This window comes from Pseudoxanthomonas sp. LjRoot127 (assembly GCF_964253495.1).
Taxonomy (GTDB): domain Bacteria; phylum Pseudomonadota; class Gammaproteobacteria; order Xanthomonadales; family Xanthomonadaceae; genus Pseudoxanthomonas_A.
The window spans coordinates 130,584-143,043 of the sequence record NZ_CAXUQR020000001.1; the positions used below are offsets into that span (position 1 = coordinate 130,584).

At 66.0% G+C, this 12,460-nt stretch carries 10 protein-coding genes and 1 tRNA gene; all 11 read right to left on the minus strand.

Annotated elements, in window-relative coordinates; genetic code table 11:
* Nucleotides 1–37: 37 nt before the first annotated feature.
* Entirely contained in the window at nucleotides 38–415 is a 378-nt protein-coding gene (gene rbfA, locus ACSQ19_RS00640) for a 30S ribosome-binding factor RbfA (protein ID WP_296282671.1), read from the minus strand.
* A 2-nt stretch (nucleotides 416–417) separates the two neighbouring features.
* A complete protein-coding gene (gene infB / locus ACSQ19_RS00645) occupies nucleotides 418–3,066 on the minus strand; it encodes a translation initiation factor IF-2 (RefSeq protein ID WP_435999248.1) in 2,649 nt (882 codons plus the stop codon).
* A 142-nt stretch (nucleotides 3,067–3,208) separates the two neighbouring features.
* Entirely contained in the window at nucleotides 3,209–4,720 is a 1,512-nt protein-coding gene (gene nusA, locus ACSQ19_RS00650; protein ID WP_296282669.1) for a transcription termination factor NusA, read from the minus strand.
* On the minus strand, nucleotides 4,717–5,337 hold the full coding sequence (gene rimP / locus ACSQ19_RS00655) for a ribosome maturation factor RimP (protein WP_435999250.1): 621 nt from the start codon (nucleotides 5,335–5,337) through the stop codon (nucleotides 4,717–4,719). The genes nusA and rimP overlap by 4 nt, the downstream gene beginning before the upstream one ends.
* Before the next feature lie 164 nt (nucleotides 5,338–5,501).
* Nucleotides 5,502–5,578: transfer RNA gene (locus ACSQ19_RS00660), tRNA-Met, on the minus strand.
* 133 nt (nucleotides 5,579–5,711) lie between these two features.
* Complete coding sequence (gene nuoN, locus ACSQ19_RS00665) at nucleotides 5,712–7,175, minus strand: NADH-quinone oxidoreductase subunit NuoN (RefSeq protein ID WP_299343067.1); 1,464 nt, start codon at nucleotides 7,173–7,175, stop codon at nucleotides 5,712–5,714.
* A 9-nt stretch (nucleotides 7,176–7,184) separates the two neighbouring features.
* Nucleotides 7,185–8,696, minus strand: coding sequence for an NADH-quinone oxidoreductase subunit M (locus ACSQ19_RS00670; RefSeq protein WP_435999252.1), 1,512 nt, complete (start codon nucleotides 8,694–8,696; stop codon nucleotides 7,185–7,187).
* Between the two features lie 58 nt (nucleotides 8,697–8,754).
* Nucleotides 8,755–10,986, minus strand: coding sequence for an NADH-quinone oxidoreductase subunit L (gene nuoL, locus ACSQ19_RS00675; RefSeq protein WP_436001044.1), 2,232 nt, complete (start codon nucleotides 10,984–10,986; stop codon nucleotides 8,755–8,757).
* A gap of 16 nt (nucleotides 10,987–11,002) precedes the next feature.
* Complete coding sequence (gene nuoK, locus ACSQ19_RS00680; RefSeq protein ID WP_056881218.1) at nucleotides 11,003–11,308, minus strand: NADH-quinone oxidoreductase subunit NuoK; 306 nt, start codon at nucleotides 11,306–11,308, stop codon at nucleotides 11,003–11,005.
* Nucleotides 11,305–11,958 carry an NADH-quinone oxidoreductase subunit J gene (locus ACSQ19_RS00685; RefSeq protein ID WP_435999255.1) on the minus strand — a complete coding sequence of 218 codons (654 nt, stop codon included), beginning with the start codon at nucleotides 11,956–11,958 and terminating at the stop codon, nucleotides 11,305–11,307. Before ACSQ19_RS00685 ends, nuoK begins: the two co-directional genes overlap by 4 nt.
* A gap of 10 nt (nucleotides 11,959–11,968) precedes the next feature.
* Complete coding sequence (gene nuoI / locus ACSQ19_RS00690) at nucleotides 11,969–12,457, minus strand: NADH-quinone oxidoreductase subunit NuoI (protein ID WP_162108528.1); 489 nt, start codon at nucleotides 12,455–12,457, stop codon at nucleotides 11,969–11,971.
* Between the last annotated feature and the right edge of the window lie 3 nt (nucleotides 12,458–12,460).

Here is a 12,460-nt window from a genome sequence, read left to right on the forward strand (position 1 = left end):
GTGGGCTCGACCATGCGCGGGCCGGGCGCCGCCTCCGCTACGGATCCCGCGGCTCTTCGTCGGCCGGCGGGGGCGGCAGGTCGCGCAGCAGATTTTCGATGCGTTCGCCGCGGTCGACGGAATCATCGTAGTGGAAATGCAGCTCCGGCACGTGACGCATCTTCACGCGTCGTGCCAATTCCATGCGCAAGCCCCAGGCCAGTTCCTTCAGGCCCTTCATCGCCTCGACCGAGCGTTCCGGCATCAGGGCGGTAACGAACACCTTGGCGTGCGCCATGTCGCGGGTGACTTCGACGTCGGACACGCTGACCGACGGCAGGCCGTGCTCGCGCACGGCCTCGTGCACCAGCGTACCCAGCTCCCGGCGGAGCTGGGCGGACACGCGGTCGGTGCGGTGGAACGACTTGGTCGGCATGATCAGAGCGTGCGCTGCACTTCGATGCGCTCGAAGCACTCGATCTGGTCGCCCGGCTGCACGTCGTTGTAGGCCTTCACGCCGATGCCGCACTCGGTGCCGTTGCGCACTTCGTCGACGTTCTCCTTGAAGCGGCGCAGCGACTCCAGTTCGCCTTCGAACACCACCGTGCTGGCGCGCAGCACGCGGATCGGCTTGTTCCGCTTGACCGTGCCTTCGACCACCATGCAGCCTGCGACCGCGCCGAACTTGGAGCTGCGGAACACGTCGCGCACTTCGGCGATACCGATGATCTCTTCGCGGATCTCCACGCCCAGCAGGCCGGACGCCACCTGCTTCACCTGGTCGATCACGTCATAGATGATCGAGAAGTAGCGCAGGTCCACGCCGTTGGCTTCGATGATGCGACGCGCGGACGCATCGGCACGCACGTTGAAGCCGATGACGGTGGCCTTCGAGGTGACCGCGGAGTTGGCGTCGGACTCGGTGATGCCGCCCACGCCGGAGCTGATGATGTTGATGCGGATCGACTCGTTGGACAGCGCGACCAGCGAATGGCGCAGCGCTTCCACCGAACCCTGCACGTCCGCCTTGACGATCAGGTTGAGGCTGAGCTGGCCTTCGCCCTTGCCGAGCTGCGCCATGATGTCTTCCATGCGGCTGCCGGCAGACTGCACCAGGCGCGATTCGCGGCGCTTGGCGTCGCGCTGCTGCGCCACGTCCTTGGCCAGGCGCTCGTCGGCGACCACGACGAAGTCGTCGCCCGCCTCCGGCACGCCGGACAGGCCCAGCACCTGCACCGGGATGGACGGGCCGGCCGACGGCGGCTGGCTGCCGGTCTCGTCGAACAGTGCCCGCACGCGGCCGTACTGGATACCGCAGACAAGGTAGTCGCCCTTCTTCAGGGTGCCCTGCTGCACCAGCACCGTCGCGACCGGGCCGCGGCCCTTGTCCAGCGAGGATTCGATGACCACACCGCTGGCGCGGCCGTCTTCCACGGCCTTCAGTTCCAGCAGTTCCGCCTGGATGGAGATGGCGTCCAGCAGGTTGTCCACGCCCTGCCCCGTCTTGGCCGAGATCTCGACCATCTGGGTGTCGCCGCCGAACTCTTCGGCGACCACTTCTTCGGCCAGCAGCTCGTTCTTCACGCGCAGCGGGTCGGCGTCGGACTTGTCGATCTTGTTCACCGCCACGATCAGCGGCACCTTCGCGGCCTTCGCGTGCTGGATGGCTTCGCGGGTCTGCGGCATGACACCGTCGTCGGCCGCGACCACCAGCACCACGATGTCGGTCAGCTTGGCGCCGCGGGCACGCATCGCGGTGAACGCGGCATGGCCCGGGGTGTCGAGGAAGCTGATGACGCCCTTCGGCGTCTCCACGTGGTACGCACCGATGTGCTGGGTGATGCCGCCGGCTTCGCCGCTGGCGATCTTGGTACGGCGGATGTAGTCCAACAGCGAGGTCTTGCCGTGGTCGACGTGGCCCATGATGGTGACCACGGGCGGACGCGCGACCTTGTCGCCCTGCTGCTCCTCCGAATGCGCCAGCAGTTCGTTCTCGACGTCGTTGGCGTCGGCGCGCACGGCCTTGTGGCCGAGTTCTTCGGTGATCAGCGCAGCGGTGTCGTGGTCGATGGTCTGGGTGATGGTGGCCATCACGCCCATCTTGAACAGCGCCTTCACCACGTCGCCGCCCTTCAGCGCCAGCTTCTGCGCCAGGTCGGCCACGGTGATGGTCTCGCCGATCGCCACTTCGCGCACGATCGGGGCCGTCGGACGCTCGAAGCCGTGCGCACCACCGCCACCGCGGCTCTGCTCATGGCGGCGCGGCGGCTTGGGCTTGCCACGCGACGCGCCACGACGGGCACGATCGGCGGCGGACAGGTGCAGCTGGCCCGCGAAACGGCTGGTGTTGTCGTCGTCCTCGACGCCGGCGACCATCGCGTGCGAACCGCGCGTCTTGTGCTTGGCGGCAGCGGCGTTGTTGCGGTCGTCGGTGCGCGGCGGATCCTTGCGCACGACCGTCTTGGGCACATGGTGGCCCTGGGTCGCGGGCTTGGCCGGACGCACCGGCTCGTCGCCATCCACAGCGACGGCACCGGCGGCCAGTGCGGCGGCTTCCGCATCGGCCTGTGCACGCGCAGCTTCGGCTTCGGCGCGCGCGGCGGCTTCTTCCTGCCGGCGGCGCTCCAGTTCCTCGGCGCGCTTGGCGTCTTCCTGCGCCAGGCGCTGCTGTTCGTCGAGGTTGCGCTGGCGGGACTCCTCCAGCTTGCGCAGGATTTCCGCGCGCTCCGGATCGGCCTCGCTCTGCCAGTTGGTCGCCACCGATTCGGCGTCCGTCGGCTTCACGTACGTACGCTTCTGGCGCACTTCCACGTTGACCGTGGTCTTGCTGCGGCCGGCCGCGACGGTGACTTCCTGCACCTTGCGGCGGTTCAGCGTGATCTTCTTGGGCGCAGCTTCATCCACCGCGGCATCGCTCTTGCCGTGCGAGCGCTTGAGGAAGCCGAGCAGCTTCACTTTTTCCATGCTGGTCACGACCTGGTCGGGACCGCTGAAGCTCATGCCCGCTTCGGACAGTTGCTCCAGGAGTTTCTCTACCGGCGTGTTGACCAGTTCAGCGAGCTTGCGGATGGTGGTTTGCTGCGACATTCGGATCCTAGTTTGGGTATTCCGCCCCCCCGGTGGTGGTGGGGCAACCCTGTTCAAGAGAGGGAATTCTAAGCCCTGCGGGTGCCAGGGCGGTGTTCATGGGTGGCTCATGCGCCGCATTCCAGGCGGGCCTGGAGGGCGGTCATGCGCCGCGCTCCAAGCGAGCGATCTCTTCGGCACGGGCGGCCAGGATCAGCGCGGCGGCGCGACCCTCGTCAAGCCCCTCGATGCCGAATTCGACCACTTCGTCGGCCGCCAGGTCGGACAGGTCCTCGCTGGTGCGGACGCCGTGCGAGGCCAGCGCGAACGCAGTCTCCTCGTCCATGCCTTCCAGCGCCAGCAGGTCGTCGGCCGGATGGTCGCCTTCCAGGCCTTCTTCCTCGGCCAGTGCTTCGTTCAGCAGGGCGTCGCGGGCGCGCGAGCGCAGTTCCTCGACGATGTCCTCGTCGAAGCCCTCGACGGCCAGCAGCTCGCCGACCGGCACGTAGGCGATTTCCTCGACGGTGCTGAAGCCTTCGCTGACGAGGATGGCGGCGATCTCCTCGTCCACTTCCAGCTTGTCCATGAACAGCTGGCGGGCGACGGCCTGCTCGGCCTCGCTCTTGGCCTGGACCTGGTCGGCGGTCATGACGTTGAGCTGCCAGCCGGTCAGGCGGCTGGCCAGGCGGACGTTCTGGCCGCCTTTGCCGATCGCCTGCGCCAGGCGGTCTTCCGCCACGGCCAGGTCCATCGAGTGCTTCTCTTCATCGACGATGATCGACTGCACTTCGGCCGGCGCCATCGCGTTGATGACGAAGGTGGCCGGATTGTCGTTCCACAGCACGATGTCCACGCGCTCGCCGTTGAGCTCGTTGCTCACGGCCTGCACGCGCGAACCGCGCATGCCGATGCAGGCGCCGATGGGATCGGTGCGGGTGTCGTGCGCGAGCACGGCGATCTTGGCGCGGTCGCCCGGATCGCGCGCGCAGGCCTTGATCTCGACCAGGCCCTGGCCCACTTCCGGCACTTCGAGCTTGAACAGCTCGATCATGAATTCCGGGGCGGCACGGCTGATGAACAGCTGCGGGCCGCGCGGTTCGTAACGCACGTCGAACAGGTAGCCGCGGACGCGGTCGCCGGCGCGCAGCACGTCGCGCGGGATGCCCTTGTCCTTCGGGATGAAGGCCTCGGCGTTGCCGCCCAGGTCCACGTAGATGTTGCCGCGCTCGGCACGCTTCACCACGCCGGTGACCAGTTCGCCGACGCGGTCCTTCCAGGCGTCGACCACCTGGGCGCGCTCGGCCTCGCGGACGCGCTGCACGATGACCTGCTTGGCAGCCTGCGCGGCGATGCGGCCGAAATCGGGGTTCTCGATCTTCTCTTCAATCCAGTCGCCCACTTCGGCGCCTTCGGCTTCGTCCTCGGCGTCCATCAGGCGGATCTGGCGGTCGGGCGATTCCATCACCACGTCGTCTGCCACCACTTCCCAGCGGCGGAACGTCTCGTAGCTGCCGTCCTTGTGGTCGATGGTGACGCGCACCTGCACGTCCTGATCCAGGTAGCGCTTCTTGGCGGCGGACGCCAAGGCGGCTTCGATGGCATCGAAGATGACTTCGCGCGGCACGCCCTTCTCGTTGGCCACCGCGTCCACGACCAGCAACAGTTCCTTACTCATTGATCACTCCGCGCGCGGCTTGCGGGCCGCCGGTTGGTTGGGTTTTTCTTGGCTTTCTTGGCCGGCGCACGCGTGGCGTCGCCGGCTTTCTTGGCACCGGCCTTGCGGCCGCCACCGGGTTTCTCGGGCGCCAGGCCCAGCGCGGCCCAGTCGGGGACCAGCCGCGCCTTGTCGATGTTGTCGAACGCCACCGTCATCTCGGCGTCGTCGACGGTGAACACGATGCTGTCGCCTTCGATGCGTGTGATCTTGCCCTGCAGGCGACGGCGACGCTCCTGCGGCAGCTTCAGCACGGCCTTGGCCGTTTCGCCGACGAAGCGCGCGTAGTGCTCCAGGCGGAACAACGGCCGGTCCACACCCGGCGAGGAGACTTCCAGCGTGTAGTTGCCGGAGATCGGATCCTCGACGTCGAGCTGCGCGGACACTTCGCGACTCACCGCTTCGCAGTCCTCGATGTTGACGTGGCGCGTGGCGCGCTCGGCTTCCTGCACATCGATGTAAAGGCGCACGGTGGCGCCGCCGGGCGCGGGCAGGTATTCAATGCCGAGCAGTTCCACGCCCAGTGCCTGGACGGTGGGTGCCAGCAGGTTGGCGATGTCGTTGGCCTTGTCGCTCACGGATTCGCTGCCGATGGTTCGTGGTTCTGCATTCGCTGAAACAAACAAGGGGCCCGATGGGCCCCTTGTCCGATACGCTGGATGTCGGTGCAACGACGGGAACATGCGTCGTTGCGTGCCCAGGCTTCTCGTTGGCCGCCGGTATCGGCGGCCTCGGATAAACATGGTAGCGGGGGCAGGATTTGAACCTGCGACCTTCGGGTTATGAGCCCGACGAGCTGCCAGACTGCTCCACCCCGCAGCAGAAGCGAAATTATGATGAATACGCCGGTGCATTGCAAGCCTTGCCATGCACCCAATTGAAACATCGCGTTCATCACGGGTGCCGGCAGCGCCCTGCCGGCGAAAGACAGCGTGGATCGCGGGATCCGACCTCAGCCCGCGAAGGCCAGCTTGCACCACGCCATGATCGGGTTCCAGGCGATGCCCAGCACCAGCAGGGCCAGTGCATTGACGCCGAACACCATCGGCACCACGCGGTCGGCACGCGGCGGCGGAAGCTCGCCCACCGGCTCGTCGAAATACATCACCTTGATGACGCGCAGGTAGTAGAACGCACCGATCACGGCGCACAGCACGCCGACGAGGGCCAGCCACAGGAAGCCGCCGTTGACGGCCGCGCCCAGCACCACCAGCTTGGCCCAGAAACCCAGGAACGGGGGCACGCCGGCCAGCGAGGCCATCACGCACAGCACCAGCCCGGCCTGCCACGGGTTGCGCGCATTCAGGCCCTTGAAGTCGTCGATCCTGTCGGCCTCGAACCCCTGCCGCGACAGCACGATGATGGCGCCGAACGCGGCCGCCGACATGATGGCGTAACTGATCGCGTAGAACAGTGCGCCCGAATACCCCACCTCGCCGCCGCCAGCGAAGCCGACCAGCAGGAAGCCGACGTGCGATACCGTCGAGTACGCCAGCATCCGCTTGAGATTGGTCTGCGCGATCGCGATGACGTTGCCGATCACCAGCGACGCGGCCGCCAGCCCCGCCAGCAACCACTGCCACTGCGCAGCCGCCGGGCCCACGCCATCCTGCAGCAGGCGGAACGCCATGCCGAACGCGGCAAGCTTCGGAGCGGCGCTGATGAACAGCGTCACCGGCGTCGGCGCACCCTGGTAGACGTCGGGCAACCACATGTGGAAAGGCGCCGCGCCCAGCTTGAACGCCACGCCCGCCACCATGAACACCACGCCCGTCAGCAACAGCATGCGCGCGTCGCTGCTTCCACCGAGCGCAGCGCCGGTGGCATCGAAGATCGCCGGCAGCTGCAGCGAACCGGTCGCGCCGTACACCAGCGACATGCCGTAAAGCAGCAAGCCCGAGGCGAGCGAGCCGAGCACGATGTACTTCATCGCCGCCTCGGTGGACAGACCGTCGTCGCGGTTCAGCGCAACCAGTGCGTACGAGCACAGCGCCAGCAGTTCAAGGCCCAGGTAAACCATCACCAGACTGCCCGCCGACACCATCATCATCATGCCCGCCGTGGCGAACATGACCAGCACCGGGGCCTCGCCCGGGTACAGGTTGCGCTCGCGCAGGTACGGCCAGCCATAGACCAGTGAGAGTGCGCTGACCGCGACGATGACCACCTTGCTGACGTCGGCCAGCGTGTCGCGCACGAACATGCCGCTGAACACGGCCCCCTGCCCGCCCACGCCCGTCGCCAGCATCCATACCACCGCCGCCATGACCACCAGGGCGAGCGCGTGGGTGATGATGCGACGGGAGTTGTCGAGGAACAGGTCCAGCATCAGCAGCGCGAACGCACCACCGATCAATGTCAGTTCGGGCAGCAGCGGCTGCAGGTCGGCGGCGGAGATGGTCATCGGCGTCGTCATGGTTCTTCCTTACAGCTTGCTGTTGGCGAGCTGCATCGCCAGTTGCGCGATCGACGGCTCCATCAGGTCGGTCAGCGGCTTGGGATACACGCCCAGCGCCAGCACGCAGACGGCGAACCCGCCGAGCACCACGGCCTCGCGCAGGGACACGTCCTTCAGCTCCGCCACGTGCGCATTGGCCACATCGCCCAGGATCACGCGCTTGACCAGCCACAGTGTGTAGGCCGCACCGATCACCAGCGTGGTAGCGGCGAAGAAGGCGATCAGCGGGTGCTGCTGGAACGAGGCCAGGATCACCATGAACTCGCCGACGAAGCCGCTGGTGCCCGGCAGGCCGGAGTTGGCCATGCCGAACAGGATGAAAAACGCGCCGAACCACGGCATCGTGTTGATGACGCCGCCGTAGTCCTTGATCATGCGGGTATGCATGCGGTCGTACAGCACGCCGACGCAGGTGAACATCGCGCCGGAGATGAAACCGTGGCTGATCATCTGCACCATCGCGCCCTGCAGGCCGAGGCGCGCGCCGTCCAGGTTGCCGTAGTCGCGCACCAGGCTGAAGGCGATGAAGATGCCGAGCGTCACGAAGCCCATGTGCGAGACCGACGAATAGGCGATCAGCTTCTTCATGTCGTCCTGCACCAGCGCCACCAGGCCCACGTAAACGACCGCGATCAGCGACAGCACGATGATGAACATCGCCCACTCATGGCCGGCGTCCGGCACGATCGGAAGGCTGAAGCGCAGCAGGCCGTAACCGCCGATCTTCAGCGCGATAGCCGCCAGGATGACCGAGCCGGCGGTCGGCGCCTCGACGTGTGCGTCCGGCAGCCAGGTGTGCACCGGGAACATGGGGATCTTGACTGCGAAGGCGATCAGGAATGCGAAGAACAGCCAGGTCTGCTCCTTCGCGCTCAACGGCATCGCGTACAGGTCGGCCAGCTGGAAGCTGCCGCCCTTGATGTACAGGTACACCAGACCGACCAGCATCAGCACCGAGCCGAGGAACGTGTACAGGAAGAACTTCAACGAGGCATAGATGCGGCGTGGTCCGCCCCAGACACCGATGATCAGGAACATCGGGATCAGCATCGCTTCGAAGAACACGTAGAACAGTACGGCGTCGCTGGCAGCGAAAATGCCGTTGGTCAGGCCTTCCAGGATCAGGAACGCCGCCACGTACTGCGCCACGCGCTTGTTCACCGAACCCCACGCACCCGCCAGCGTCAGCATCGTGATGAGGGTGTTGAGCAACAACAGCGCCACCGCGATGCCGTCGGCACCCAGGTTGTAATGGATGTCGAAGCTCGGGATCCACGCATGGGTCTCGATGAACTGCAGGCTCGGATTCGCGTAGTCGAAGCCCGTCAGCAGGCCGATGCTGGCGACGAACGTCAGTACCGCGACCGCCAGGCCCAGCCAGCGCGCTGCGCCCGCGCGGGCGTTGCCCACGGCGAGGACCAGCGCACCGCCCAGGATGGGCAGCCAGATCAGAACACTAAGCAGGGGCCAGTTCGACACGTTGTGTTATCCGTTGAGTTCTTCGCCAGGACGCTCCGCACGGGGCGGCGCCAGGTCGTTACTGCCAAAACCTGATGATCACGCCCAGCAGCAGGATCAGGCCGATGATCATCGCGAACGCGTAGTGGTACAGGTAACCGGACTGGGTCTTGCGCAGCAGCTGCGCGCCCAGGTCGACCAGCCTGGCGGTGCCGTTCACCGCCGCACCATCGATCACGTGGCTGTCGAAGGCGCGCGACGCCTTGCCCAGCTTGACGCCACCACCGGCAAAGCCGTTGATCCACAGGTGGTCGGCCCAGTACTTCTTGTCCAGGATGTTGGTCAGGAAGGCGCCCAAGGCACTGTGGCGCATCCTGCCGGGCAGCTCCGGCCTGAACAGGTACAGGAAGGTCGCCAGGGCGAAGCCTCCGAATGCCAGCCATAGCGCTGGCGTTTTCACGCTGTGAAGCGCGAAGTTGATTGCACCGTGCCACTCCGGCAACAACGCCATCACCGTATCGCGCGGCGACGTGGCCAACGACGGGTCGAGGCGAAGGAAGTCGATCGCGCCCTGGAAGAACGGCGTCACCCCATGATGGGCATCGTTCCAGGCCGTCCCGAACAGCATCGGACCGGCGGTGAACATGCCGATCAGGATGGACGGAATCGCGAGCAGTACGAGCGGCACCGTCACCACCCACGGCGATTCGTGCGGCTCATGCGCACCGTGATGGTGGCCATGGTCGTCGTGCGCCTCAGCGTGCGCGGCGTCGTGCCCGTGGTCGCTGTGCCCATGGTCGTCGTGGGCATCCCGGAACCGCTCCTTCCCGTGGAAGGTGAGGTACAGCAGGCGGAAGCTGTAGAAGCTGGTCACGAACACGCCCAGCAGCACGGCCCAATACCCATATGTCGCGATCCATTCGCTGGGGCCCTGATAGCCCTGGGCCGCCATCACGCCCATCTCGGACATCTTTTCGCCCAGCTCGTGCGCCACCTCGTGATGGTGGTGCGCGGCTTCGATGATGACGTCCTTCGAGTAGAAACCCGAGAAGAACGGCGTGCCGACCAGCGCCAGCGTGCCGATCAGGCTGGTGATCCAGGTGATGGGCATGTACTTGCGCAGGCCGCCCATCTTCCGCATGTCCTGCTCGTGGTGCATGCCGATGATGACCGAGCCGGCCGCCAGGAACAGCAGCGCCTTGAAGAAGGCGTGCGTCATCAGGTGGAACACGGCCGCCGAATAAGCCGACACGCCCAGCGCGACCGTCATGTAGCCCAGCTGCGACAGCGTGGAATACGCCACCACGCGCTTGATGTCGTTCTGCACGATGCCGATCAGGCCGGTGAACAACGCCGTGGTCGCGCCGATGAACAACACGAAGTCCAGCGCCGTCTGCGACAGCTCGAACAGCGGCGACATGCGCGCGACCATGAAGATGCCGGCGGTCACCATCGTCGCGGCGTGGATCAGCGCGGAGATCGGCGTCGGGCCTTCCATCGAGTCCGGCAGCCAGACGTGCAGCGGCACCTGGGCGGACTTGCCCATCGCACCGATGAACAGGCAGATGCAGGTCAGCGTGGCCATGGACCAGATCACGGGCTGGTCGAGCAGCTGCGTGGTGTGGCCGAACAGGGTCACGGCACCGGACCAGACCGGCACTGCCTTGCCTCCGAGCAGCGTGGCGTTGGCGAACACGGTGGCGTAGTCCAGCGTGCCGAACATCAGCAGCACGCAGCCGATGCCCAGCAGGAAGCCGAAGTCGCCCACGCGGTTGACCAGGAAGGCCTTCATGTTGGCGAAGATCGCCGTCGGGCGCTTGAACCAGAAACCGATCAGCAGGTAGGACACCAGGCCCACCGCTTCCCAGCCGAAGAACAGTTGCAGGAAGTTGTTGCTCATCACCAGCATCAGCATGCTGAAGGTGAACAGCGAGATGTAACTGAAGAAGCGCTGGTAGCCGGGATCTTCCGCCATGTAGCCGATGGTGTAGACATGCACCAGCAGCGACACGAAGGTCACCACGACCATCATCATCGCGGTCAGCCTGTCGATCATGAAGCCGACATGGCCGGTGATGCTGCCCACCTCGAAGAAGGTGTACAGGTTCTGGTTGAACGGCGACGCACCCAGCGCCACCAGCTGGTACAGCACCCAGCACGACAGCGCGCAGCTGGTGGCCACGCCCAGGATGGTCGCGGTATGCGCGCCGGCCCGGCCGACGAAACGCCCGAACAACCCGGCGATGATGCTGCCCAGCAGCGGCGCCAGCACGATGGCCAGCAGCACGTTCTTGGAGAGGAGGACTTCCATACCGGTCATCGGTGCATCAGCCTTTGAGCGTATCGACTTCGGCCACGTTGATCGTGCGCCGGGTGCGGAACAGGGTGACCAGGATCGCCAGGCCGATGGCGGCCTCGGCGGCGGCCACGGTCAGGATGAAGAACACGAAGATCTGGCCGGCGGCATCGCCCAGTTCGCGCGAGAACGCGACGAAATTGATGTTCACCGAGAGCAGCATCAGTTCGATCGACATCAGCAGCACGATGACGTTCTTCCGGTTGAGGAAGATGCCCGCCAGGCTGATGCAGAACAGCACGGCGCCGAGCGCCAGCAGGTGGCCTACGGAAATCATGCCTTGCCCTCCCCTTCCGCCGGCGCACTGGCCGGCGTTTCGCGCACCGGTTTCTCGGCCGGCATCGACACCATGCGGATGCGGTCGCGCGCCTTGACCCGCGACTGCTCGCCCGGGTCCTGCGTCTTGATGCCGGTGCGCTTGCGCAACGTCAGCATCACCGCCGCCACCACGGCCACGGTCAGGATGACGGCGGCGAACTCGAACGGCAGCAGGAACTCGGTGAACAGCGTGCGCGCCAGCCAGGCGGTGTTGGACACCTCGGCGGCCGCAGCGGCGGCGTTGTCGGCGAGCGGCACGGCCATCTTAGCCTTGATGCCGATCAGCACGAGCATCTGAGCCAACATGACCACGGCCACCAGCAGGCCCACCGGCAGGAACCTGACCCAGCCTTCGCGCATGGCGGTGACGTCGATGTCGAGCATCATCACCACGAACAGGAACAGCACCATCACCGCGCCCACGTAGACGAGGATCAGCGCCACGCCGAGGAACTCCGCGCCCACCAGCAGCCAGATGCAGGCCACCGAGAAGAACGTCAGGATGAGGCACAGCACGGCATGCACCGGGTTGCGCACGCTGATCACCGCGCCGGCGGCGACGACCGCGACGGTGGCGAAGGCGTAGAAACTGATCAGAACCCAATCCATTCTTCGGACCTCAGCGGAAAGCGGCGTCGGCGGCGCGGCGCTCGGCGATCTCGGCTTCCAGCCGGTCCCCGATCGCCAGCAGCTGCGGCTTGGTGACGATGTTCTGCCCGCGCTTGTCGAAGTGGTACTCCAGCACGTGCGTTTCCACGATCGAGTCCACCGGGCAGCTTTCTTCGCAGAAGCCGCAGTAGATGCACTTGAACAGGTCGATGTCGTAGCGCGTGGTGCGGCGGGTGCCGTCCTCGCGCGGCGCCGAATCGATGGTGATCGCCAGCGCCGGGCACACCGCCTCGCAGAGCTTGCAGGCGATGCAGCGCTCTTCGCCGTTCGGATAGCGGCGCAGCGCGTGCAGGCCGCGGAAGCGCGGCGACTGCGGGAACTTCTCCATCGGGTACATCAGCGTGTACTTCGGCTTGAAGGTGTACTTCAGTGTCAGCCACAGGCCCTGGAGCAGCTCCAGCAGCATCAGGCTCTTGAAGTAGTGCACAACCTTGCTCATGTC

Excerpts from the sequence above, each read along its gene's own strand:
- rbfA (WP_296282671.1), bottom strand. The coding sequence starts at position 415 with ATGCCGACCAAGTCGTTCCACCGCACCGACCGCGTGTCCGCCCAGCTC.
- nuoL (WP_436001044.1), bottom strand. The coding sequence starts at position 10,986 with ATGGAAGTCCTCCTCTCCAAGAACGTGCTGCTGGCCATCGTGCTGGCG.
- infB (WP_435999248.1), bottom strand. The coding sequence starts at position 3,066 with ATGTCGCAGCAAACCACCATCCGCAAGCTCGCTGAACTGGTCAACACG.
- nuoI (WP_162108528.1), bottom strand. The coding sequence starts at position 12,457 with ATGAGCAAGGTTGTGCACTACTTCAAGAGCCTGATGCTGCTGGAGCTG.
- nusA (WP_296282669.1), bottom strand. The coding sequence starts at position 4,720 with ATGAGTAAGGAACTGTTGCTGGTCGTGGACGCGGTGGCCAACGAGAAG.
- ACSQ19_RS00685 (WP_435999255.1), bottom strand. The coding sequence starts at position 11,958 with ATGGATTGGGTTCTGATCAGTTTCTACGCCTTCGCCACCGTCGCGGTC.
- nuoK (WP_056881218.1), bottom strand. The coding sequence starts at position 11,308 with ATGATTTCCGTAGGCCACCTGCTGGCGCTCGGCGCCGTGCTGTTCTGC.
- nuoN (WP_299343067.1), bottom strand. The coding sequence starts at position 7,175 with ATGACGACGCCGATGACCATCTCCGCCGCCGACCTGCAGCCGCTGCTG.